The organism is Streptomyces hygroscopicus subsp. hygroscopicus (assembly GCF_030269125.1).
In the GTDB taxonomy this organism is placed as follows: domain Bacteria; phylum Actinomycetota; class Actinomycetes; order Streptomycetales; family Streptomycetaceae; genus Streptomyces; species Streptomyces hygroscopicus_C.
Genome location: NZ_BSSM01000007.1, coordinates 31,522 through 54,839 on the forward strand (window position 1 = coordinate 31,522; position 23,318 = coordinate 54,839).

Here is a 23,318-nt window from a genome sequence, read left to right on the forward strand (position 1 = left end):
CAGGGCCCGGCGGCGCGGCTCAGTGGTCTCCCGTCCCCCGCTCCAGCAGCGGGGACGCGTCGGAGAGTACCCCGCCGATCCGCGCCAGTGTCTCCTCGTCACGGGGCACGGACTCCAGCACCGGGCCCGCCGCGGTGTTCCAGCGACGCGCCACCGCCGCCGGGTCCTCGCCGGTCAGCAGCCCGGCCGCCTGGGCAGCCGCACCCAGGGCGACCAGTTCCCTCGCCGTGGGAATCTGCACCGGTCGCCCGGACAGCCGTCGAACGGTCTGCTGCCAGGCCCGGCCGCGCGCTCCACCGCCGATCAGCAGCAGCGGACTGCCCCGGTCCGCGTCCTCGTCGAGAACCAGGTCGAGGGCGCCGAGCAGAGAGTGCACCGCACCGTCGTACGCCGCCTGGAGCAGCTGGCCCGGGGTCGTGTCGTGGCGCAGTCCGTACAGCAGCCCGGAGGCGTTCGGCAGGTTCGGGGTGCGCTCGCCGTCCAGGAACGGCAGGAGCGTCACGGAGCCGCCGGGCGCCACGGCCTCGCGGTCCAGGCCCAGCAGGGCCGCGACGCGGTCCACGGCGAGCGTGCAGTTCAGGGTGCAGGCGAGCGGCAGCCAGTCCCCGCGCGCATCGGCGAAGCCCGCCACCGTGCCGGTCGGATCGGCCGGGCGGTGCCGGGAGACTGCGTACACCGTGCCCGACGTCCCCAGGCTCAGCACCGGCGTGCCGGGCAGCAGACCGAGGCCCAGCGCTGCCGCCGCGTTGTCACCGGTGCCGGCGGCCACCAGCGTGCCCTTGGAGAACGGCAGGCCGTGACCGTCGCGCACGGTCCCGGCCACCTCGCCCGGACGCACCACCCGGGGCAGCAGAGCGGGGTCGAGCCCGATGTGCGCCAAGGTCTCCTCGGCGTACTGCTCCGTGCCGGACGCCCACCAGCCGGTGCCGGAGGCGTCACCGCGATCGGTGACGGCCTGCCCGGTCAGGCGCTCGGTGAGGTAGTCGTGGGGGAGCCGCACGGCCCTGGTGGCGCGGGCCGCCTCCGGCTCGTGCTCGGCCAGCCACGCCCACTTCGTCGCCGTGAACGACGCCCCGGGCACGCTGCCGGTGCGCTCCGCCCATGCCTTCGGGCCGCCCAGCTCCTCCACCAGCCGGCGGGCCTGCGGCGCCGAGCGGACGTCGTTCCACAGCAGCGCCGGGCGCACCGGCTCACCGTGCTCGTCCAGCGTGACCAGGCCGTGCTGCTGGCCGCCGATCGACACCGCGGCCGCCTCGTGCGCCGCGTCGCCGCACTGGCGCAGCGCCTCGCACAGGGCGTCCCACCACTGGCGCGGATCGCTTTCCCGGCCCGCCCCGGAGGTGACGGTGTGCGGCGCCTGGCCGCTCGCCACCACCTGTCCGGTGGCCGCGTCGACGACCAGGGCCTTCGTGGACTGGGTGGACGTGTCCACGCCGATGACGAGCGGGCCCTCCGCTGCTGACATGGGTCTCTCCCTCTTCCGCGGCTCAGCGGGATGTGCTGTGGGGCGCTCCCGAGGACACCCCGAGGGCGTCCGTGGAAGACATCTGTCGAAGACACCTTTGTGGTCGAAGACACCTTGTCTCTTCCCAGAGGCGTGGTCGCATACTAATTTGTAAACGGCCATGACGAAATAGTCGTACGGAACAAGGAGCCGCGCCATGAGCTTCCAGCCCACCCCTGAGGACAGGTTCACCTTCGGTCTGTGGACCGTCGGCTGGCAGGGAAGGGACCCGTTCGGCGACGCCACCCGCCCTGCCCTCGATCCGGTCGAGACCGTGCAGCGCCTGGCCGAGCTGGGCGCCTACGGAGTGACCTTCCACGACGACGACCTGATCCCCTTCGGGTCGACCGACACCGAGCGCGAGTCGCACGTCAAGCGGTTCCGCCAGGCCCTGGACGCCACCGGCATGACGGTGCCGATGGCCACCACGAACCTTTTCACCCACCCCGTCTTCAAGGACGGCGGTTTCACCGCCAACGACCGCGACGTGCGCCGCTACGCGCTGCGCAAGACGATCCGCAACATCGACCTGGCCGTCGAGCTGGGCGCCAAGACGTACGTCGCCTGGGGCGGCCGTGAGGGCGCCGAGTCCGGTGGCGCCAAGGACGTGCGCGACGCCCTCGACCGCATGAAGGAGGCGTTCGACCTCCTCGGCGAGTACGTCACCACCCAGGGCTACGACCTCCGCTTCGCCATCGAGCCCAAGCCCAACGAGCCCCGCGGCGACATCCTCCTGCCCACCGTCGGCCACGCCCTGGCCTTCATCGAGCGCCTGGAGCGCCCGGAGCTGTACGGCGTCAACCCGGAGGTCGGTCACGAGCAGATGGCCGGCCTGAACTTCCCGCACGGCATCGCGCAGGCCCTGTGGGCGGGCAAGCTCTTTCACATCGACCTCAACGGCCAGTCCGGCATCAAGTACGACCAGGACCTGCGGTTCGGCGCCGGCGACCTGCGGGCGGCCTTCTGGCTGGTCGACCTCCTGGAGAGCGCCGGTTACGAGGGCCCGCGGCACTTCGACTTCAAGCCGCCGCGGACCGAGGACTTCGACGGCGTGTGGGCCTCGGCCGCGGGCTGCATGCGCAACTACCTGATCCTCAAGGAGCGCGCGGCCGCCTTCCGCGCCGACCCGGAGGTGCAGGAGGCCCTGCGCGCCGCGCGCCTGGACCAGCTGGCCCAGCCGACCGCGGCCGACGGCCTGGAGGCACTGCTCGCCGACCGCGCCGCGTTCGAGGACTTCGACGTCGACGCGGCCGCCGCGCGCGGCATGGCGTTCGAGCGCCTCGACCAGCTGGCGATGGACCACCTGCTGGGCGCGCGCGGCTGACGGTCACGCCCAGGAAGCGGTGACGGAAGAAGGCCGGAGAGCACGGCGCCCGCGCGTGCCTGCTTTCCGGCCGTTCCGCGTACACCGTGTGGCGCTTTCACCCCGGACCCCTCAAACGGACGCCGTGGCCCGGGGTCACCTCGACCGCGCTCCGTGGGTGCCGCTCCACCGGCGGTCCGGCCGGTCCACTAGGGGCACACCTCAGGGATGTCTCAGGGGCGAGGCCCGGAACCGCGGGGAGCGGGAAGCCGTTCTCACAGCAGGGATTCTCCCAGCAGAGAACGGCAGCGGCCGTGAAGGAGGCGACGCTCATGTCGAGAAGCGCGAAGATCGCCGCAGGGGGTGTGGCGGTCGGCCTGATCCTGCTGATATGGCTGCCCTGGTGGGTGGCGTTCCTGATCGTGGTGGGCGTCCCGGCGGCCGCCTACCTGGCACTGGACCCGTCCCAGCGGCGCAGGCTCCGCAGGGTCACCCGCAAGGAACTCGGCCGCTGAGACGGAGACTGTGCCGCCCCGGATCACAGAGGGCGTACGGCCATCTTGTCGAGCGCTTCCAGCAGGCCGGGCAGTTCCGGGCCGCGGCCGATCGGCAGGACCTCGCCCGGCTCGTCGTCGAGCAGGACGAAGGCGATGTCGTCGGTGCGGGCCACCATCGACCAGCCGGGGCCGTCCGCACGCAGTGTGCGAGCGTCGCCGGGGGCGAAGGTGGAGCGCACCCGGCCGAGCGGCGGCGGTGAGTCGACATAGGCGCGCGCCTCCGCGAGCACCCGGCGGATCCCCTGGTGCCCGCTCTTCGGCGGTGCCACCTCGTCCCCGTGGCCCTCGCCGCCCTCCTCGGCCCGCGCCGAGGGCTCGGCGGTGGGGCCCCGGTCGGCCGGCACGGCGAACTCGTCGTCGTTGATCCGCTGCCGCCACTCGCCCCACTGCGACGCGATCTCGTCGGCGCCCAGGCGCCGCTGGGCCGGCCCCCAGACGCTGGTGTCCGGCGGACTCAGCGGAGGCTGGTCCGCCGTCTCGGGAGCGGGATCGTGCGGTGCGGGAACGCCGGGGGCCGCGACGGCGACCGCCAGCGGCCAGCCCGGCAGCGCGGTCACGATGGCCTGCTCGTCCGGCGACAGGTCGTACTCCAGGCCGCAGTCCCAGGACGCGATCGCCACGGCGACCAGCGAGACGTCGTCGATGACGACCGTCCAGCGGGCGCCGTCGCCGTCCTGCCCCAGTACCAGGCCGTAGCCGTCGGCGCGGGAAGCGAGCCCCAGCGTCGCGCACGCCTCCGGATAATCGTCGCCCAGCACGCTCGGGAACTGCGCCGGTGTCAGCAGCACCGCCGTCAGCACATACAGCGCATCGTCCGCGGCGGCGACGGCCCCATCGTCCGTCCCGGCCATCCGTGCCTCCCCATCGGCTTGTCCAATCGCGCGCACCCTAATCCGGGCGGAAGGCCCTTGTCACGACTCCTCACACCACGCGGACCTGCCACTTTCCCCCTGGACGGGGGCGAAACGACCACGGTCTCCACGGGACTTCCCCAGACCGCCCCCGCCCTGGGTTCCTCTCCGGTGGCGGCTCCGCCGGACAAGGGCAGCCGGCCCCCCTCCGAGACGGGGACACCGGTGATGGTTCATCTCCTCGCCTTCCACGTAGAGTTGGAGTCCGGCGACAGAAGGGGGACGGCGCGGTGAAGCGCTTCGAACGGCTGGAGCGGATCCGCCGACTGGACCCGGTGGCGGACGCGCCGGAGATCTACCGGCTCAGCGCCGTCTTCGAATTCCCCTGGGACTACACCCGGGCCCTGGAACTGGCCCTGTACCGCACCTACGCGGTTCCGAGCATCGGCAGGCTCCTCGCCGAGACCGCCGAGCTGACCGACCGCACACAGAAGCGGTACGACGATACCGCGCTGCTCCTCGACACGATCGTGGAACACGGCTTCGCCGCCGAACAGGGGCGTACGGCGATCCGCCGCATCAACCAGATGCACCGCAGCTACGACATCGGCGACGACGACATGCGGTACGTGCTCAGCACCTTCGTCGTGGTGCCGAAGCGCTGGATCGACGCCTACGGCTGGCGCCGGCTGTCCCGGCACGAGATCGTCGCCGCCGCCGAGTACTACCGAACCCTCGGCCGGCACATGGGCATCCCGGATCTCCCCACGACGTACGAGGAGTTCGAAACCCTTCTCGACACCTACGAGGCGGCGCACTTCGGCTGGGACGAAGGTGCCCGGCGCGTCTCGGACGCCACCCTCGACCTGATGGCGTCCTGGTATCCCCGCCCCTTGGCCCCCCTGCTGCGCACGGGTGTGCTCGCCCTCCTCGACGAACCGCTGCTGGACGCCTTCCGCTACCAGAGGCCGGGCGCGGTCACCGTCGCCCTGGTGCGGCGCGCCGTCAAGGCGCGCGGCTGGGTGGTCCGACTGCTGCCGCCACGCCGCTCGCCCCACTTCGCGCGCCAGAACCGGGAGATCAAGGGGTACCCGAACGGCTATCGCGTGGCCGACCTCGGCACTCGCCCGGTCCCGGGACTGCGCGGCTGCCCCGTACGGCACCTGGACGCCTCAGCGGCCGACTCCCTCGAGTGACACCAGGGTGTCGCGCAGCCAGGCGAGTTCGGCCCGGCTCGTGGCACGCGCGATGGTGAGGATCCCCTGCCGGAAGGGGTCGTCCACCTCCTCGGCGCGGACCGGCCGGTCGCCCTCGTAGAAGAAGCTCGTCGGCTCCTCCAGGAAGGCGAGCCGGCGGCGCAGCACGGCGGCCTGGGCGGCGGGGTCCTCCAGGTGCCGCAGGAAGGCGAGCAGGACGAACCACTGGTTCTCGTCGGTGATCTCGCGCTGCCCGGGTTCGGCGAGCCGGCGCCGCAACTCGACCCGGCCCTCCTCGGTCAGCCGCAGCACATGGCGCGGCGCGGCCACGGCCCCAGGCTCGGTGGCGCGAACCAGCAGTCCTGCCTTCTCCAGCCGCTTGATCGCCGGATACAGCGTGCTCTCGGCGACCGGCCGCACATGACCGGTGAGTGCCGCGATGTGCCGGCGCAGGACGTATCCGTGCAGGGGGGCCTCGTAAAGAAATCCCAGGATGGCGAGTTCGAGCATGACCACATTCTTGCGTACCGCTGTACAGCGACGCTTCTATACTCCGTTGACGCAATACCTCGATGAGGATGTATGGTCGAAGCGGTGATCGAGGTCGGCAGGGAGGGCGTTGTGCGGCAGGCTGTGTTCGACGGTGAGGGAAGCCGGATCCGCTGGACGGAGGTGTCGGGGGAGGAGCCCGCCCGGGTCTATCTGCACGGGCTGGGATCGATGTCCGCGGCCTATCACGCACACATCGCGGCCCGCCCCGAACTCGCGGGCAGGCGCAGCCTCTTCCTGGATCTGCCGGGCCATGGCCTCAGCGACCGGCCCCGGCACTTCGGTTACACGCTGGAGGAGCACGCCGACGCGGTCGCGACCGCCCTGGACACCGCGGAGGTCAGCGGTGCCGAGCTGATCGCGCACAGCATGGGCGGCTCCGTCGCCATCGTGCTCGCGCACCGGAGGCCGGAACTCGTCTCCCGGCTGGTGCTCGCCGAGGCCAATCTGGACGCCTTCCCGCCCCTGACCGCGGGCAGCAGCGCGATCGCCACCTACGAGGAGGACGAGTTCGTCGAGGAGGCGTACACACGCGTGCTGGAGGCCGTCGGTCCCCTTTGGGCCGCCACCATGCGGCTGGCCGACCCGCGCGCCCTGCACCGCAGTGCCGTCGGCCTGCGGCGCGGCTCCGACCCCGTGATGCGCACGATCCTGGAGGACCTGGACATCGACCGGGTGTACCTGCAGGGGGAGAAGAGCGGTGAACTTGAGGACCGCGGGCTGCTGGAAGCGGCCGGTGTACGGGTGCTGACGGTGACGGGCGCCGGGCACAACATCATGTTCGACAACCCCGACGCCTTCGCCGCCGCCGTCGCGGGAAACCTCTGATCCATCAGTCCTCGCGCACGGCGAGCGCGAGGAAGCGGGCGTCCTCGTCGACGTACGACGTCATGCGCCACCCCGAACGTGAGAGCAGCGGGCCGAGGTTCTGTTCGGCCCGCAGGTCGTCCGGTGTGATCTGCCTGCCCTGCCGCGCCGCCAGAGCCGCGCGGCCGACGGGATGGAACAGGGCGAGCCGCCCGCCGGGCCGCACCACCCGGGCGAGTTCCCGCAGGTTCTCCACGGGGTGCGGCAGATGGGCGATCAGCCCCGCCGCGAACACCGCGTCCAGGGACTTCGAACGCAGCGGCAGCGCGGCCACGTCCGCGAGCAGCAGCGTTCCCTCCCGGTCGCGGCCCGCCGCTACGGCGGCCGCGAGCATCGCCGGGGTCAGGTCGGCGCCGAGGATCACGCCGGTGGGGCCCACGGCGGCCCGCAGCGGCGACAGCGCGCGCCCGGTCCCACAGCCCGCGTCCAGTACGCGGTCGCCCGTCCGCAGCCCGAGGTCGGCCACGGCGGCCGCGTACGCGGGCCCGTCATCGGGAAACCGGCTGTCCCAGTCCGCGGCCCGTGCGGCGAAGAACTCCTGGACGTGTGCGTGGTCGTCGCTCATGTCCCGCATGATGCCCTGATTTCGTGCCCGTGCGCGCACGACGGTGGGCGCGGAGGCGAGCCTGCCGCTGATCGGCCGGGGCCGCCGCTCAGGCCGCCAGATCCCGCACCGCCACCACCTGTTCGATGGGAACGCGGACCAGCAGCTCACCGGGAACGCCGTTGCGGGCGCCGAACTCCTCGGCGCGGTCCTCGCCCATGTACCGCGCGGCGACCCGCGCCGCCCAGTGGCGCAGTTCCGCCGGATCCTCCGACAGTTGGGCGCGGCCGCCCAGCATCACGAAATGGAACGGCGGCCTGTCGTCGTCCACGCACAGGGCGACACGCCCGTCACGGGCCAGATTGCGCCCTTTCACGGTGTCCCGGCCGGTGAGAAGGACCAGTTCGTCCCCGTCCAGCAGGAACCAGACCGGGGCCACATGAGGGCTCCCATCGGCGCGAACGGTGGACAGTTTGCCGGTGCGGGTGCCCTTTGAGACGAACGCCCGCCATTCCTCGTCGGTCATCTTCTGTGCCATGCGCCCATCCTCCTTGCCCGTATGCCGCACGTGGGGAAGGCTTGCGGAGGGTTCCTCCAGCCAGGGGGAGACATCACACGGGGAGACGGAAATGGTGCAGAACCAGGGACTCGGCTGGCTCCTGGACGACCTGACGGAACGTGTGGAGGATGTGCGGCACGCGCTGGTCCTGTCCAACGACGGACTGGTCACCGGTGCGAGCACCGGACTGCGCCGCGAGGACGCGGAGCACCTTGCCGCCGTGGCGTCCGGTCTGCACAGTCTGGCCAAGGGCTCGGGGCGCCACTTCGGCGCGGGCGCGGTACGCCAGACGATGATCGAGTACGACGACGCCGTGCTGTTCGTGACCGCGGCCGGCTCCGGCAGCTGCCTGTGCGTGCTCAGCGGGGCGGAGGCCGACATCGGGCAGATCGCCTACGAGATGACCCTGCTCGTCAACCGGGTCGGAGAGCACCTCGGCGTCGATGCCCGGAAACCCGAGCAGGCACCCGGCACAGGTCTCTGACCTGGGAATTCTTCAGCCTCCCCAGAGTTATCCACAGGCTCGCCACGCAATGCGCCGAAACGGCTACGGTGTGTGCACGGCGATCGCACGAGGCGTGAGCCACTGACTCCACGGGGGAGTAGGACCATGTCGGCAGACATCTTCGGACCAGCCCGCTCCGAAACGTGTACACCGGGCCGGGCCGCTCGTGAACTGGGCGTTCCGCGAGGTGAGTTCGACCTCGCCGTCCAGCTCGGGCACGTGCGGACCGTGCCCGACGAGGGTGGGGGTGGCGGTCGGCTGGTGGAGCGCGCGGAGATCGACCGGCTGCGTGCGCAGGACGGTTTCCCGGACTCGCTCAGCGATCGGGTGCGGGTCGTGGGCACCGGCGACGGCGCCGAGCTGATGGACATCCCGGCCGGCCGTTTCACCCGGCTCGCGCGCCTGGGCCTGCTCGTGCCCATGAAGGTGTACGTCAACCGGTACGGGACCGTGGTCTGGCTCTATCTGGCCCAAGAGCTGAAGGACTTCGCGGCCGCCGCGGAGAACACGCGCCTGCTCAAGGGGCGCACCCCCGAGACACTGCGGAGCCAGCTCGCGGAGGGCGTCGACCTGCGTGCCCGCAACTGGCGCATGCGGCAGCTCGGATGTCTGCTGCGACAGGCCGGGGACCCGTGGGCCCGAGCCGGGGCCCTGGCCACCCTGCTCCCGCCCGCCGAGGTCGCCGATGTCGTCGAGGACCCGTACGAACGTGCCTGGGTGAACCGGTTCCGGTCCGCGCTGCCCGGTCAGGCCCTGTCCGGAAGATCGTTCGCCCACGTCGCCGAGCGGATCACGACCGCGCAGGACGCGGACGAGATCGAGTGGCTGCGTGGCGACCTGGCCCAGTCGGTCGAGGAAGCACGGGTCCTCTCGCCGGCTCCCCGGCCGGCCGTGCGCCGCGCGAGGCCGACGACGCGTCCGACGGCGCGGCCTATCCCGCCGATGGCACGCACGGTGACGGCGCGGTTGGAGTCGGGGGAGTCGACGGTTCCCACGCCGGAGCCGACGGCGGGGGCGGCCGTGCGGGCCGCCGAGCCGCGTCCGATCCCCGCAGGAGACGTGCCCGAGCGGCGACACACGCCCCGGGCACGGCCGGCACCGCCCTCCGGTCCCCGGTTCCCCGGGCCCGGACGCACACCGCCGCGCTCCACGAGCCGTCTGCGCGCCTGGCTACGGCGGAGAGGCCCGCGACCCGCAGAGGTCTGAGCACGCGTGGTCGAGCCGGCCCGGGGCGCTACAGGGACCTGAACAGTCCCTCTTGGACGACCGAGACGAGCAGCCGCCCCTCGATGTCGTAGATGCGCCCGCGGGCGAGCCCCCGCCCGCCGGTGGCGATCGGCGACTCCTGGTCGTAGAGGAACCACTCGTCGGCGCGGAACGGCCGGTGGAACCACATCGCGTGGTCCAGTGAGGCCATGTCGAAGTTCCGACGCCCCCACAGGGGTTCGACGGGGATGCGCACCGCGTCCAGGAGCGTCATGTCGCTGGCGTAGGTCAGCGCGCAGGTGTGGACCAGCGGGTCGTTCCCCAGCGGTCCCACCGCGCGCATCCACACCGCGCTGCGCGGCTCGGCGCCCTTGACCTCCTCGTCGTTCCAGCGCAGCGGGTCGGCATACCGGATGTCGAAGGGCTGGCGGCGCACCATCCGCTCCAACTGCTCCGGCAGCGTGCCCAGATGCTTGCGTATCTCCTCGGCCACCGTCGGCAGCGTTTCGGGATGCGGCAGCTCACGGGCCGGCGGTAGCTGGTGTTCGAACGGTCCTTCCTCGGGCTTGTGAAAGGAGGCGGTCAGATTGAAGATCGTGCGGCCCTGCTGCACGGCGGTGACCCGGCGCGTGGTGAACGAACGCCCGTCGCGGATCCGCTCCACCTGGTACACGATCGGCACGCCGGGACGCCCCGGGCGCAGGAAGTACGCGTGCAGCGAGTGCACCGGGCGGTCGCCCTCCGTGGTGCGGCCTGCGGCGACCAGGGCCTGGCCCGCCACCTGGCCGCCGAAGACCCGCTGCAGGGACTCCTGCGGGCTTCGGCCACGGAAGATGTTGACCTCGATCTGCTCCAGGTCGAGCAGATCGACCAGTCTTTCGGCCGGGTTCGTCGTCATGGGTGGGATTCTCCTGTGGTCACAGCTGGCCGACATCGGTGACGCGTACGACCGCGCGGCCCTCGGCGTCCGAGGCCGCGAGGTCGACCTCCGCACTGATACCCCAGTCGTGGTCGCCGTTGGGGTCGTCGAAGATCTGGCGGACCCGCCAGAGGCCGTTCTCCGGCTCCTCCTTGATGACCAGCAGCTTGGGGCCGCGGGCGTCGGGGCCGGTACCGAGATCTTCGTACTCGTCCCAGTACTTGTCCATGGCCTCGCCCCAGGCGTCGGCGTCCCAGCCGGACTCGGCGTCCATCTCACCCAGTTCCTCGACCTGGTCCAGCGCGGCCAGCTCCACGCGGCGGAACAGCGCGTTGCGGACCAGCACCCGGAAGGCGCGTGCGTTGGTGGTGACCGGCTTGACCTCGTCGGCCTTCTCCTGGGCCTGCTCGGCGGTCATCTCCTCGGGGTTCGCCAGCTGCTCCCACTCGTCCAGCAGGCTGGAGTCGACCTGGCGCACCATCTCGCCGAGCCACTCGATCAGGTCCTGGAGGTCCTCGGACTTCAGGTCGTCCGGGATGGTGTGGTCGAGGGTCTTGTAGGCGCCGGCGAGGTAGCGCAGCACGATGCCCTCGGTGCGGGCCAGCTCGTAGAAGGACACCAACTCCGTGAAGGAGAGCGCCCGTTCGTACATGTCGCGGACGACCGACTTCGGCGACAGCGGGTGGTCGCCGACCCAGGGGTGGCTCTTGCGGTAGGTGTTGTAGGCGTGGAAGAGCAGCTCTTCCAGCGGCTTCGGGTAGGTGACGTCCTGGAGGCGCTCCATGCGCTCCTCGTACTCGACGCCGTCGGCCTTCATCGCGGCCACGGCCTCGCCGCGTGCCTTGTTCTGCTGGGCGACGAGGATCTGCCGCGGGTCGTCGAGCGTGGATTCGACCACGGAGACCATGTCGAGGGCGTAGGACGGCGACTCGGGATCAAGGAGTTCGAACGAGGCGAGGGCGAATGTGGACAGCGGCTGGTTGAGCGCGAAGTCCTGCTGGAGGTCGACCGTGAGCCGCACGATGCGCCCCTCCGCGTCGGGCTTGTCGAGTTTCTCCACGATGCCGCCGTCGAGCAGCGAACGGTAGATCGCGATCGCCCGGCGGATGTGCCGCAGCTGCTGCTTGCGCGGCTCGTGGTTGTCCTCCAGGAGATGGCGCATCGCCTCGAAGGCGTTGCCCGGCCGGGCGATCACCGACAGCAGCATGGTGTGCGTCACCCGGAAACGGGACGTCAGCGGCTCCGGCTCCGAGTCGATCAGCTTCTGGAAGGTGTTCTCCGTCCAGCCGACGAATCCCTCCGGCGCCTTCTTGCGCACCACCTTGCGCCGCTTCTTCGGGTCGTCGCCCGCCTTCGCCAGCGCCTTCTCGTTCTCGATGACGTGTTCCGGCGCCTGGGCGACGACGAGGCCCGCCGTGTCGAAGCCGGCCCGGCCGGCCCGGCCCGCGATCTGGTGGAACTCCCGCGCCCGCAGGGTTCGCACCCGGCTGCCGTCGTACTTGGTCAGTGCTGTGAACAGGACCGTGCGGATAGGCACGTTGACGCCCACGCCGAGCGTGTCCGTGCCGCAGATGACCTTCAGCAGACCGGCCTGGGCGAGCTTCTCCACCAGCCGTCGGTACTTGGGCAGCATGCCGGCGTGGTGCACGCCGATGCCGTGGCGGACGTAACGGGAGAGGTTGCGGCCGAACTTGGTGGTGAACCGGAAGTTGCCGATCAGCTCGGCGATCTGGTCCTTCTCCTCGCGCGAGCACATGTTGATGCTCATCAGCGCCTGGGCCCGCTCCACGGCCTGCGCCTGGGTGAAGTGGACGATGTACACCGGCGCCTGCTTGCTCTCCAGCAGCTCGGTGAGCGTCTCGGTGAGCGGGGTCAGCTTGTACTCGTAGGAGAGCGGCACCGGACGGGTCGCCGAGCGGACCACCGCGGTCGGACGGCCGGTGCGGCGGGTGAGGTCCTTCTCGAAGAACGACACATCGCCCAAAGTGGCGGACATCAGGATGAACTGCGCCTGAGGCAGTTCCAGCAGCGGAATCTGCCAGGCCCAGCCGCGGTCACCCTCCGCGTAGAAGTGGAACTCGTCCATGACGACCTGGCCCACGTCCGCGTTCTTGCCGTCGCGCAGCGCGATCGAGGCCAGCACCTCGGCCGTGCAGCAGATCACGGGGGCGTCGGCGTTCACGGAGGCGTCGCCGGTGAGCATGCCGACGTTCTCGGTGCCGAACAGCTTGCACAGCTCGAAGAATTTCTCCGACACCAGCGCCTTGATCGGGGCCGTGTAGAAGGTGACCTCGTCGCGGGCCAGTGCCGCGAAGTGCGCGCCCGCGGCGATCATGCTCTTGCCGGAACCGGTGGGGGTGGAGACGATCACGTTCGCCCCGGACACCGCTTCGATCAGCGCCTCTTCCTGGTGGGGGTAGAGGGTGAGGCCGCGCTCCTGGGCCCACGACTCGAAGGCTTCGTAGAGGGCGTCGGGGTCGGCGGTCGGCGGCAGCTGATCGATGAGGGTCACCCTCCCATCTTGCCTGGCCTCCTCCCCGATCGGGGAATCGGCTGGGGCCGGGAAGATCACGGCAGCTACGCTGTGTCGCCGACGGAGCGTCAGCGCACCAGGTCAACTGGACAGCGGTACACGAGGAATGGGGCGGGGAGCGGCCATGATGGGACCAGCACACTCACTGTCGGGAGCCGCGGCCTGGCTCGGCGTCGGAGCGGCAGCCGCCGCGGCCGGGCACCCGATGCCCTGGCCGGTCCTGCTGGTCGGCGCCCTGATCTGCGCCGGCGCCGCGCTCGCCCCGGACCTCGATCACAAGGCGGCCACCATCTCGCGCGCCTTCGGGCCGATCTCGCACTGGCTCTGCGAGATCGTGGACAAGCTGTCCTACGCCGTCTACAAGGCGACCAGGAAGAAGGGCGACCCGCGCCGCTCCGGCGGCCACCGCACGCTGACGCACACCTGGGTGTGGGCGGTCCTGATCGGCGCCGGTTCCTCGGCGGTGGCGATCACCGGGGGGCGCTGGGCGGTACTGGGGATCCTGTTCGTGCACATGGTGCTGGCCATCGAGGGCCTGCTGTGGCGGGCGGCGCGGGGTTCCAGCAGCGACGTGCTGGTCTGGCTGCTGGCGGCGGCCTCGGCGTGGATCCTGGCGGGCGTGCTCGACAAGCCCGGCAACGGCTCGGACTGGTTGTTCACCGAGCCCGGTCAGCAGTACATGTGGCTGGGGCTGCCGATCGTGCTGGGCGCGCTGGTGCACGACATCGGGGACGCGCTGACCGTCTCGGGCTGCCCGATCCTGTGGCCGATCCCGCTGGGTCGCAAGCGCTGGTACCCGGTGGGCCCGCCGAAGGCGATCCGGTTCAGGGCGGGCAGCTGGGTGGAGCTGAAGGTGCTGATGCCCGTGTTCATGCTGCTCGGGGGGATGGGCTGCGCTGCGGCCCTCAATGTGATCTGAGCCCGACCCGCGGTTCCGGCGGCGACGCCGGATCAGGTGGCGTCGCCCGGGTCCGCCCCGCCGTAGCGGCGCTCGAAGCGGGCGATGCGGCCCTCGGTGTCGACCGTGCGGGCCTTGCCGGTGTAGAAGGGGTGGCTCTCCGAGGAGATCTCCACGTCGATCACCGGGTAGGTCTGTCCGTCGTCCCAGTCGATGGTCTGCTCGCTCTGCGCGGTGGAGCGGGTCAGGAACGCGTAGCCGGCGGCGCGGTCGCGGAAGACCACAAGGTGGTAGTCGGGATGCTTGTCCTGCTGCATGGCGGCTCCTCGTGCGGGGCGGTCGGGCAGGGCGCGGGCGGGTCGGTGGGGACCCGCGGGTCAGCCGGAGACGGAGTCCTCGTCCACGATGTGCATCGCTGCCTCCTCGGCGGAGGCGGCGGCGCCGTCGATGCCGACGTCGCTGGCCACGAGAGCGGCCTCCTCGTCCTCGTGAGCCCCCTCGTCCGGGGCCACCAGCCGGCCGGAGCGGAGGTCGCCGACCTCGTTGTCGAGGAGTTCCCCGTCGGTGCCCTCGCAGTCGCCGATGCCGTCGTCGTCGGGGACCTCCCGGTCGGGCACCTCCTCGGCGAGGCGTTGATCGAGGGTCTCGCCCGCCTTCCGCTCCGCCGCGGTCACACCCTCGTGTTCCACCGCCCACGGCCGCTCCGGAGGAGACCAGCCGCGGTCGAGGGGGTCGTCGACACCGTCGAAGTCCAGAGTGTCCTCGACGTCGAGCACCCCCGAGTCCTCCCGGATCTCCGAGGGATCGGGCTGGTAGACGTCGTCCCCCCAGCTGTCGGCGCTGTCCACGACTACCTCCAGGTGGTGAGGACGGCCGGATACCGCCGGAAGGGGCGGCGGGCCGTCGGCACACACGGCACGGATGTCACACGGTGTGTACCGGGGGCTTCCCGGGCGAAACCCGAGCCGGTGCCGTTCTCCAGCCTTCCACTGCTGCTCACCACCGCGCAACGGCACGGGGCGCGGGCGGCTCCCACCGGGGCCGCCCGCACCGGGTGCTCAGCCGTGCCAGGACCGCCACAGGGCCGCGTACGCGCCGTTTGCCGCGACGAGGTCGTCATGGCTGCCCAGCTCGCTGATCCGGCCGTTCTCCACCACGGCGATCACGTCGGCGTCGTGGGCGGTGTGCAGCCGGTGGGCGATGGCGACGACCGTGCGGCCGTCGAGGACACGGGCCAGGGACCGCTCCAGGTGGCGGGCCGCCCGCGGGTCGAGGAGCGAGGTCGCCTCGTCCAGGACCAGCATGTGCGGGTCGGCCAGCACCAGCCGGGCCAACGCGATCTGCTGGGCCTGCGCCGGGGTCAGCGTCAGCCCGCCGGATCCGACCTCGGTGTCCAGGCCCTCGTCCAGCGCCCGTGCCCAGCCGTCGGCGTCCACGGCGCCCAGGGCAGCCCACAGCTCGGCGTCGTCGGCGCCGGTGCGGGCCAGCAGGAGGTTGTCCCGCAGGGAGCCGACGAAGACGTGGTGCTCCTGGTTGACCAGGGCGACGTGCGAGCGGACGCGTTCGGCCGGCATCCGGGACAGCTCGGCGCCGCCGAGGGTGATCCGCCCGTCCCGGGGTGCGTAGATCCCGGCGAGCAGCCGGCCCAGGGTGGACTTGCCCGCGCCCGAGGGGCCGACCAGGGCGAGCCGGGTGCCCGGCGGGACCCGGAGGGACAACTCGCGCAGCACGTCGACGCCCTCGCGGTAGCCGAAGCGCACCCGGTCGGCGTGCACGTCCCGCCCCTCCGGAACCATCGACGCGTCCCCCCTGCCTGGCTCGATCTCCCGGACGCCGACGAGACGGGCGAGCGAGACCTGGGCCACCTGCACCTCGTCGTACCAGCGCAGGATCAGGTTCAGCGGGTCGACGAGCATCTGCGCCACGAGCGCGCCTGTGACCAGTTGGCCCACGCCGAGCCAGCCGCGCAGGACGAACAGGCCGCCCACCATCAGGACCGAGCCGAGGACGATGACGTGGGTGGCGTTGATGACCGGGAACAGCACGGACCGCAGCCACAGCGTGTACCTTTCCCACGCGGTCCAGGACTTGATCCGCTGGTCCGACAGGGCGACACGGCGGGCGCCCAGGCGGTGTGCCTCGATGGTGTGGCCGGCGTCCACGGTCTCGGCGAGCGCGGCGGCGACGGCTGCGTACCCGGCGGCCTCCGAACGGTAGGCCGCGGGCGCCCGTTTGAAGTACCAGCGGCAGCCGGCCACCAGTCCCGGCACCGCGAGGAGCACGGCGGCCGCGAGCGGCGGGGCCGTGACCACGAGCCCGCCGAGCAGCAGCAGGGTCCATACGACACCGATCGCCAGCTGCGGCACTGCCTCGCGCATGGCGTTGGCCAGGCGGTCGATGTCGGTGGTGATGCGGGAGAGCAGGTCGCCGGTGCCCGCCCGTTCCAGCACGCCCGGCGGCAGCCCGACCGAGCGGACGAGGAAGTCCTCGCGCAGGTCGGCGAGCATCCGTTCGCCGAGCATGGCACCGCGCAGCCGTACCTGCCGGACGAACGTCGCCTGCACGCCGAGGGCCAGGAGGAACAGCCCGGCGGTCAGGCCGAGACGCAGCTCCCGCGTACCGTCCGACACCCGCTGGACCAGGTCGCCGAGCAGGTAGGGACCGATCATGGAGGAGATCACGGCCACGGTGTTCACGGCGACCAGCAGCAGGAAGGCCCGGCGGTGCCGGCGGAACAGTTCGGCGACGTAGGTGCGTACGGTCGAGACCGCGCCGATGGGCAGGGCGGCGGCGGTCGTCGGGGCCGCCGGGTCGTGCGCCGGTGGTGCCACTCCGATCATGCGCTCTCCTCGATTTCGTCCAGCTCCTTGAGGGCGTCCAGCAGCGCGCCCTCGTCGGCCGTGGCCGGTTCGTCGTCCGTCTCCCGGGTCACCACGTGCCGGTACCGGGGCTCGCCGTCGAACAGCTCCCGGTGCGTGCCGCTCGCCACGACCTCGTCCTCGTCGACCAGGACGACCCGGTCGGCGAGGTCGAGTAGCAGCGGAGAGGAGGTGAACACCACCGTCGTGCGCCCCGAGCGCAGGCGACGCAGCCCGTCCGCGATCCGGGCCTCGGTGTGCGAGTCGACGGCGGAGGTCGGTTCGTCCAGCACCAGCACCTCCGGGTCGGTGATCAGGGACCGGGCCAGGGCGAGCCGTTGGCGTTGGCCGCCGGAGAGGGACCGGCCGCGCTCGGTGATGCGGGCGTCCATCGGGTCGGCGGTGTCCAGGGATCCCTGGACCAGGGCGTCGAGGATGTCGTCGCACCGCGCGGCCGCGAGCGCGTCGGCGGCCGTGACGGCGCCGGACGTGGGCACGTCGAGCAGTTCGCGCAGGGTGCCGGAGAGCAGGACAGGGTCCTTGTCCTGGACGAGGACGGCGGTCCGGGCGAGGTCGAGGGGGAGGTCGTCCAGGGGTTCACCGCCGAGCAGCACCGAGCGGCCCGGTTCCGTGGGGTGCCCGCCCAGCCGCTCCGCGAGCCGTCCGGCCGCGTCCGGGTCGCCGCACACCACCGCGGTGAGCCGGCCGGCCGCAGCGACCAGCCCGGTCGCGGGGTCGTACAGATCGCCGCGGGGTACGTCCGCCCGGTCCCCGCCCGGTGCTCCCTGGACGCCTGCCGTCGACCGTCGCAGCGACAGCACGTGCGCCGCTCGCTTGGCCGAAGGCCGGGAGAACGAGTAGGACATCGCGATCTCCTGGAAATGTTGCAGCGGGTAATTGAGGACCATCACCGAGCTGTAGACGGTGACCAGTTCGCCGACGGCGATGCGGCCCTCGCGTGCCAGGCGGACGCCGTACCAGACGACCGCGATCAGCAGCAGACCCGGCAGCAGCACCTGCACGGCGGAGATCAGCGACCACATGCGGGCGCTGCGCACCGCCGCGTGCCGCACGTCCTGGGAGGCCCGGCGGTAGCGGTCGAGGAAGAGTTCCTCGCCGCCGATGCCGCGCAGCACCCGCAGTCCGGCGACGGTGTCCGAGGCCAGTTCGGTGGCTCGGCCCGCCTTCTCGCGCTGGATGTCGGCGCGGCGGGTGGCGCGCGGCAGCAGCGGCAGGACCGCCAGCGCCACGACGGGGAGTCCGGCGGCGACGACCGTGCCGAGCGCGGGCTGGTAGACGAGGAGGCCGACGCAGACGACGACCACCGTCAGTGCGGCGGCGGTGAAGCGGGAGGCGGCCTCCACGAACCAGCCGATCTTCTCCACGTCACCGGTGGAAACGGCAACCACCTCGCCGGCCGCCACCCGCCGGGTCAGCGCCGAACCGAGTTCCGCCGCCTTGCGGGCGAGGAGTTGCTGGACGCGGGCGGCGGCGGTGATCCAGTTGGTGACGGAGGCCCGGTGCAGGAAAGTGTCGCCCACGGCGATGGCCGTGCCGCACAGCAGCATCAGACCGCCCGTCAGGGCCAGCCGGGTGCCCGACCGGTCCACGACGGCCTGCACCGCGAGGCCGACGCAGAAGGGGAGTGCGGAGACGGCGGCGAAGTGGAGAAGGCCCCAGGCCAGCGCCTTCAGCTGGCCGCCCAGTTGGTTGCGCCAGAGCCACCACAGGAATCGAGGTCCTGAGCGTGCGTCGGGCACGCCCGGGTCGGGATAGGGAAGGTCGTGAATCTGCATGACGTCCAGAGGGCTCGTGACAGGGTGTCAGGGAAGGGCGGCAGCCGGCGGGGCGGCCCGGGACAAGCCGTGAAAGGTTCGCTTCGCAGAGTCAGCGATTTCAAACGGTTTTCTCGTCGACCTGGCGTCATGCCGGCATGGCCGGACGCGTAGAGAGGGCGTGCGGCCCTCGGAACCCTGCCCCTGACGACCCTTTCCGCCTGCGGCACGGCCTCGTCCACCGCCGCACCGGGCCACGAGGACCGGGACCCGGCCCGAGTCCGACGTGGCGCTCTACCTACGGCAGGGCAGCGGCCGGCAGCAGGTGGGCGGTCGGCCGACGCACAACGGGCGGCGCGGCTGGACCCCCGACCACCACGAGGACGACAAGCGCGGCCCGGTCCGCGTGTCCACGCTGTCCTCCGAAGGGCATACGCTCGCCGGTCCCGGGAGCGGCCTGCCGTACGACCACGACATCTACGCCTGCGCGTCCCCGAAGGAGCGGCCCGAGGCGTACCAGCACGACTTCGGTCACGTCGTCACCATCGACCGCGGCCGGGTACCGGCCCCCGCCGCGCGCCGCCACCCGCCCCTGGGGCGCGGCCATGGGGGGCGGTGTCCGGTTTCGTACCCGGCCCACCGCGGCGGCACCCCGGCCCGCGTGAGCATGCCGAGGAACGCCATGGAGGTGCTGCTGCGCACGCTCGCCCGGCCCGGCACCCTGTGGTGGTGAGGGGGGCCGGGCGGATCTCGGCGCCTGACGTTCGCGCGCCCGTCAGTTGTCCGACGAGCCGCCCTGGGGCGCCGACGACGGTCCCGCCGTGACGGCCGAGCCGATCACGTCCACATCGTTGGAGCGGACGTAGGCGATCCGGTGGTCGAACTGGATCTGGTAATAGGTCTCCTCGCCCTTGACCACCGGCTGGGGCGTGTCGACGAAGGTCGAGCGCGGGACGAAGGAACTGTCGATGGTGCCTTCGGTGACGTACCGCTGGCCCGCGCGGAAGTGGTAGGGGAGCGGCGCCTCGGGCTCCTCCTCCATGCCCTCCGGGTAGGCGTCCTCCTCAGGGAGCGCGCGGCCGAAGACCGGGATCTCGTCCAGGCCCTCCCTGGGCGTCACCATCTTGCCGGCCGCACCCACCGCCGTCTCCTGATTCTTCGGGTTCTTGAACCATGCCTTGCGACCCTGGTACCAGACCGCGGTCCAGTCGCCGCGGCGTTCCGCGACGGCGAAGGTCTGGCCGGCCGAGGCGCGCGCCCCCAGGTCGTCGACGTCCAGTGTGGAGGCCGCGCCGTCCGGATGGCGGCCCGGGTCCTGGATCAGCGGCGCCTTCTCGTCCGGGCGGGTGTACATGCGTACGGCGCTGGAGCCGTGCTTCGGACATGTCGCCCCGGCCTTGCGGCAGCCCGTGAACCTGGGCGAGTGGGTGGTGTAGTCCGGCAGGATCGTCACCATGTCGCTGTCCGGCCCGGCGGTGGCCTTCAGAGGCGCGCCGAGGAGGTCGAAGTAGTGGCGCCAGTCCCAGAAGGGGCCCGGATCGTCGTGCATGTCGGGGATGGAGTCGCCGGTCGGCGAGGGCACGTTGTCGTGGCCGAAGATGTGCTGCCGGTCGAGCGGGACGTCGTACTTCTTCGCCAGATAGCGCACCAGGCGTGCCGAGGTCCGGTACATCTGCTCGGTGAACCAGGTGCCCGGCTGCCGGAGGAAGCCCTCGTGCTCGATACCGATGGAGCGGGCGTTGACGTACTGGTTGCCGGAGTGCCAGGCCTCGTCCTTGGTCTGGACGTGCTGGGTGATGTGGCCGTCGCTGGAGCGGATCGAGTAGTGCCAGGACGCCTCGGTCGGGTCCTGCACCGTCTGGAACATGCTGGACAGCTTGGCCTCGGTGTCGTGGATGACGATGTACTCGATCTTCTGGTCGCGCGGCCGGTCGGCGAGGTCGTGGTTGCCGTAGTCGCCGTCGTCGTCGATCTCCTCGTACGGCGCCGCGAGCCAGTCGCAGGACACCTCGGCCGGGCACTCCGTCCCCTTGGCATGCCGGGGCTTCTCCGTGCGGACGGTGTGGGGGCGCACGGAGGGACTCGCGGGCAGGGAGACCTCCTGGCCCTCGGCGGTGGTGCGGTGGGCGCCCTTGCGGATCACCGAGAAGACGTCGTTCGCGTACATGGCCGCCGAGGTGACGTCAGGAGTGCCGGGGAAACGTTCCACCGCCTCCCACCAGTCCGCGGGATCGTCGCTGAGGGGCTTGCCCAGCTGCCGCTGGGTGGCCGCGAGCAGAGCGGCGCCGCCGCGCACATTGGCGCTGGCGTCCGTGCGCAGCCGCCCGGCCGGGGCATCGGTCAGCCGGGCGGCGCGCTGGAGGTCCGCCGGCTTCACGGCACGGCCGGCCAGGACACCCTCCGGCCGCGCGGCGGGCGCGCCCGCCGCGCCCGCGCTGGGCTGGAGCGCGCCACCGCCCTGGATGCCCGGGGAGGGCGACTCGGCCGGGAACCGGCTGGTGTCCACCAGGTGCATCGGCCCGTAGCCGCCCGCGACGCTCGGGGAGCCCGGATGGGCGTCCCAGCGGGTCTGCACATACGACACGCTCATGAGCACACTGCGCGGCACATGGAAGTCGTGGGCGGCGTCGGTGAAGGCGACCTGCAGACGCTGCTCCGGCGCCTCGTCGTCGGTCATCGGGGTGAGCAGCAGCGGCGCCAGCAGGGCCGCGAATCCGATGGCGCAGGCGGTCCGGCGGCACACGCGGCCGTTGGGGACACGTGGGACGGTGGGTCTTCTCATGGCACGGGTCTCCAAACATGTTCATCGCGCTCTTCGCCGCCAGGACAAAGGAGTTGCCCCTGACAACCACCCCTCGTACGTTTCCGTGGTCCGCGTGTCCCGTCGCGCCAACCGTCACCGGGGTGGACCAGCGGCCCGGCAGAGGCCACCCGGTCGGCGGCAGCGGCTGCGCTCCGACGGCCCGTCAGTGCGGGACCCCCTGCGGGCCGCTGACGGGGGACATCCGGCTCACTCCTCGACGGGGTCCACCCGCCAGTCCGGGTGGCCCGGCATGGGCGGCGTGCGGGGGCCGTAGAGCCAGTCGGTCAGAAAGGGTCTCAGATCCTCGGCGGCGACCCGGGAGGCGAGGGCGATGAAGTCCTGGGTACCGGCCGTGCGGCCCCGGTAGGTGCTCACCCAGGACTTCTCGATCCGCTCGAAGACCGCGGCGCCGACCTTCTCCCGCAGGGCGTAGAGCACCAGGGCCGAGCCGTCGTAGCGCATCACCTTGAACAGGGTGTCCGCGGTGGGCTCGGCGGGGGCGCCGTCGTCGTGCCGCCACTGGTCGTGCTGCGCGTAGGCGTCGCGCATCGCGTCCTCCAGGCTGACGCCGCCGTGCGAGTCGGAGTACAGCCGTTCGTAGAAACGGGCGTGACCCTCGCTCAGCCACAGGTCGGACCAGCGCCGGACGGCGACGCTGTCGCCGGTCCAATGGTGTGCCAGCTCGTGCACGAGGTTGCGTTCGGCGTCGACCCGGTCGCCGAGCAGGTCGCCCTTCGGCACGACCGACAGCGACTGGGTCTCCAGCGCCACCGGCAGCTCGGTGTCCCCGACCAGCACGCCGTAGCGGCGGAAGGGATACGGCCCGAGCCGCTGTTCGAGCCAGGCCAGGTGCTCCGGGGTGAGCGAGCGGTACTCCTCGGTTTCGCCGACCAGGCCGTCGGGGACCACGTCGCGCACCGGAAGCCCGCGTGGCCCGCTGCTGTTGATGACGCGGAACTTTCCGATCGCCAGCTGAACCAGCTGGGCCGCGATCGGCTGCTCGGAGTCGTAGGTCCACTCGACGCGTCCGTCGGCCCGCTTGCCGGTGCTGACGAGGCGTCCGTTGGCCACCGCGCTGACGTTCGCGGGGGTGGTGACGTGAAAGGTGACCGGCGCGCGCAGGCTCGGATGGTCGTCCGCAGGGAAGATCATCTTTGCGCCGTCGGGCTGGGCGCAGACCACGGTGCCGTCGGGCGTGGGGACCCAGCCGTAGTCCCGGATCGCGTCGTCGCGGTGGCCTTGCCGGGTGGGGTCGGCGGTGTAGGCGACGTGGACGGTGAACGCGCCGCCGCGGGGGATCGGCCGGGCGGGGGTGACCACGAGTTCGTCGCCGTCGCGTACGGCCGTGGCCGGTACGCCGTCGACCGTGACCCCGTGCAGCGTGTTGCCCGCGAAGTCGAGGTCGAAGCGGGACAGGGCCTGGGTGGCGGTGGCGCTGATCGTGGCGCCGGCCTCGAAGGGGGTGCGGGGCGCCCGCCAGTCGAAGTCCAGCGTGTAGCGGCGGACCGTGTAGCCGCCGTTTCCCGCGAGCGGCATCAGCGGGTCGCCGATGCCGCTCGCGCCGGGGGACGGGGGCGGCGCTCCTGCCGGACCCGAGACCGCGGCGCGCCCCGGTGAGGCGGCGGGGCCGGGCGCGGGCGAGCCGTGGTCCTCGCGCGGGAACAGGTCGAAGCAGATGGCGGCGCCGGTCAGGGTGAGTGCGCCGGTGAGGGCGAGGGCCGCGCGGCGGGGACGCGCCCCGAGGAACCTCTGGTGTGGCCGTTCGTACCTTCGGTCTGGGCGTTCTCTCCCCGGCTTCTGGTCCGGGCGCCCCTGTCCGGACCCCTGGCGCGGGGGCCCCGCCGGGTTGCCTGCGGGCGTGATCTCCATGAACGCACTATGTCAGTATGAT

General features: G+C 71.8%; 21 protein-coding genes. 8 read left to right on the top strand and 13 right to left on the bottom strand.

Annotation, left to right across the window (positions count from 1 at the left end; genetic code table 11):
* Nucleotides 1-19: 19 nt before the first annotated feature.
* On the bottom strand, nt 20-1,465 hold the full coding sequence (gene xylB / locus QSK45_RS17185; protein ID WP_285557779.1) for a xylulokinase: 1,446 nt from the start codon (nt 1,463-1,465) through the stop codon (nt 20-22).
* A 196-nt stretch (nt 1,466-1,661) separates the two neighbouring features.
* Between xylB and xylA the strand changes: the two genes are divergently transcribed.
* Together xylA and QSK45_RS17195 are read left to right on the top strand one after the other, a co-directional pair.
* Complete coding sequence (xylA, locus tag QSK45_RS17190) at nt 1,662-2,828, top strand: xylose isomerase (protein ID WP_285557780.1); 1,167 nt, start codon at nt 1,662-1,664, stop codon at nt 2,826-2,828.
* 311 nt (nt 2,829-3,139) lie between these two features.
* Nucleotides 3,140-3,322, top strand: a complete 183-nt coding sequence (locus QSK45_RS17195) for a tail-anchor membrane protein (RefSeq protein WP_285557781.1) — start codon at nt 3,140-3,142, stop codon at nt 3,320-3,322.
* A 23-nt stretch (nt 3,323-3,345) separates the two neighbouring features.
* Here the strand turns inward: QSK45_RS17195 and QSK45_RS17200 are convergent, their stop codons facing one another.
* The gene (locus QSK45_RS17200; RefSeq protein ID WP_285557782.1) at nt 3,346-4,215 is read right to left on the bottom strand and encodes a hypothetical protein; all 870 of its coding nucleotides are present in this window, start codon (nt 4,213-4,215) and stop codon (nt 3,346-3,348) included.
* Between the two features lie 290 nt (nt 4,216-4,505).
* Here QSK45_RS17200 and QSK45_RS17205 point away from each other — a divergent pair, with 290 nt between their 5' ends.
* The gene (locus QSK45_RS17205; RefSeq protein ID WP_285557783.1) at nt 4,506-5,411 is read left to right on the top strand and encodes an oxygenase MpaB family protein; all 906 of its coding nucleotides are present in this window, start codon (nt 4,506-4,508) and stop codon (nt 5,409-5,411) included.
* Here QSK45_RS17205 and QSK45_RS17210 read toward each other — a convergent pair.
* On the bottom strand, nt 5,388-5,921 hold the full coding sequence (locus QSK45_RS17210; RefSeq protein WP_285557785.1) for a PadR family transcriptional regulator: 534 nt from the start codon (nt 5,919-5,921) through the stop codon (nt 5,388-5,390). The two genes, QSK45_RS17205 and QSK45_RS17210, sit on opposite strands and share 24 nt — an antisense overlap.
* A gap of 111 nt (nt 5,922-6,032) precedes the next feature.
* Between QSK45_RS17210 and QSK45_RS17215 the strand changes: the two genes are divergently transcribed.
* A complete protein-coding gene (locus QSK45_RS17215) occupies nt 6,033-6,788 on the top strand; it encodes an alpha/beta fold hydrolase (protein ID WP_285558276.1) in 756 nt (251 codons plus the stop codon).
* A gap of 4 nt (nt 6,789-6,792) precedes the next feature.
* Here the strand turns inward: QSK45_RS17215 and QSK45_RS17220 are convergent, their stop codons facing one another.
* Together QSK45_RS17220 and QSK45_RS17225 are read right to left on the bottom strand one after the other, a co-directional pair.
* Complete coding sequence (locus tag QSK45_RS17220) at nt 6,793-7,392, bottom strand: class I SAM-dependent methyltransferase (RefSeq protein WP_285557787.1); 600 nt, start codon at nt 7,390-7,392, stop codon at nt 6,793-6,795.
* 88 nt (nt 7,393-7,480) lie between these two features.
* Nucleotides 7,481-7,909, bottom strand: a complete 429-nt coding sequence (locus tag QSK45_RS17225; RefSeq protein ID WP_285557788.1) for a PPOX class F420-dependent oxidoreductase — start codon at nt 7,907-7,909, stop codon at nt 7,481-7,483.
* A gap of 91 nt (nt 7,910-8,000) precedes the next feature.
* Between QSK45_RS17225 and QSK45_RS17230 the strand changes: the two genes are divergently transcribed.
* Together QSK45_RS17230 and QSK45_RS17235 are read left to right on the top strand one after the other, a co-directional pair.
* On the top strand, nt 8,001-8,414 hold the full coding sequence (locus tag QSK45_RS17230; RefSeq protein WP_285557790.1) for a roadblock/LC7 domain-containing protein: 414 nt from the start codon (nt 8,001-8,003) through the stop codon (nt 8,412-8,414).
* Nucleotides 8,415-8,540: 126 nt separating this feature from the next.
* Entirely contained in the window at nt 8,541-9,641 is a 1,101-nt protein-coding gene (locus QSK45_RS17235; protein WP_395482271.1) for a DUF6397 family protein, read from the top strand.
* Nucleotides 9,642-9,669: 28 nt separating this feature from the next.
* Here the strand turns inward: QSK45_RS17235 and QSK45_RS17240 are convergent, their stop codons facing one another.
* Both QSK45_RS17240 and QSK45_RS17245 read right to left on the bottom strand, forming a co-directional pair.
* A complete protein-coding gene (locus QSK45_RS17240; protein WP_285557793.1) occupies nt 9,670-10,539 on the bottom strand; it encodes an acyl-CoA thioesterase in 870 nt (289 codons plus the stop codon).
* A 19-nt stretch (nt 10,540-10,558) separates the two neighbouring features.
* Nucleotides 10,559-13,072, bottom strand: coding sequence for a DEAD/DEAH box helicase (locus QSK45_RS17245; RefSeq protein WP_285557794.1), 2,514 nt, complete (start codon nt 13,070-13,072; stop codon nt 10,559-10,561).
* A gap of 145 nt (nt 13,073-13,217) precedes the next feature.
* On the opposite strand from QSK45_RS17245, the gene QSK45_RS17250 reads away from it, so the two are divergent.
* On the top strand, nt 13,218-14,012 hold the full coding sequence (locus tag QSK45_RS17250) for a metal-dependent hydrolase (protein ID WP_285557795.1): 795 nt from the start codon (nt 13,218-13,220) through the stop codon (nt 14,010-14,012).
* A gap of 32 nt (nt 14,013-14,044) precedes the next feature.
* Here QSK45_RS17250 and QSK45_RS17255 read toward each other — a convergent pair whose 3' ends face one another.
* From QSK45_RS17255 to QSK45_RS17270, 4 genes are all read right to left on the bottom strand, one after another.
* Nucleotides 14,045-14,308: a type B 50S ribosomal protein L31 gene (locus tag QSK45_RS17255; protein WP_285557797.1), complete on the bottom strand. Its 264-nt coding sequence runs from the start codon at nt 14,306-14,308 to the stop codon at nt 14,045-14,047.
* A 60-nt stretch (nt 14,309-14,368) separates the two neighbouring features.
* Nucleotides 14,369-14,839: a DUF5709 domain-containing protein gene (locus QSK45_RS17260; protein ID WP_285557799.1), complete on the bottom strand. Its 471-nt coding sequence runs from the start codon at nt 14,837-14,839 to the stop codon at nt 14,369-14,371.
* A 210-nt stretch (nt 14,840-15,049) separates the two neighbouring features.
* Nucleotides 15,050-16,831, bottom strand: a complete 1,782-nt coding sequence (locus QSK45_RS17265) for an ABC transporter ATP-binding protein (RefSeq protein WP_285557801.1) — start codon at nt 16,829-16,831, stop codon at nt 15,050-15,052.
* On the bottom strand, nt 16,828-18,645 hold the full coding sequence (locus tag QSK45_RS17270; protein ID WP_285557803.1) for an ABC transporter transmembrane domain-containing protein: 1,818 nt from the start codon (nt 18,643-18,645) through the stop codon (nt 16,828-16,830). The genes QSK45_RS17265 and QSK45_RS17270 overlap by 4 nt, the downstream gene beginning before the upstream one ends.
* Before the next feature lie 265 nt (nt 18,646-18,910).
* Between QSK45_RS17270 and QSK45_RS17275 the strand changes: the two genes are divergently transcribed.
* Nucleotides 18,911-19,357, top strand: coding sequence for a hypothetical protein (locus QSK45_RS17275; protein ID WP_285557805.1), 447 nt, complete (start codon nt 18,911-18,913; stop codon nt 19,355-19,357).
* Between the two features lie 42 nt (nt 19,358-19,399).
* On the opposite strand, the gene QSK45_RS17280 is transcribed toward QSK45_RS17275, so the two are convergent.
* Nucleotides 19,400-21,406 carry an N-acetylmuramoyl-L-alanine amidase gene (locus QSK45_RS17280; protein ID WP_285557807.1) on the bottom strand — a complete coding sequence of 669 codons (2,007 nt, stop codon included), beginning with the start codon at nt 21,404-21,406 and terminating at the stop codon, nt 19,400-19,402.
* Nucleotides 21,407-21,634: 228 nt separating this feature from the next.
* Nucleotides 21,635-23,296 (bottom strand): M1 family metallopeptidase, encoded by a 1,662-nt coding sequence (locus tag QSK45_RS17285; RefSeq protein WP_285557809.1) that lies wholly within the window; start codon nt 23,294-23,296, stop codon nt 21,635-21,637.
* Nucleotides 23,297-23,318 lie beyond the last annotated feature (22 nt).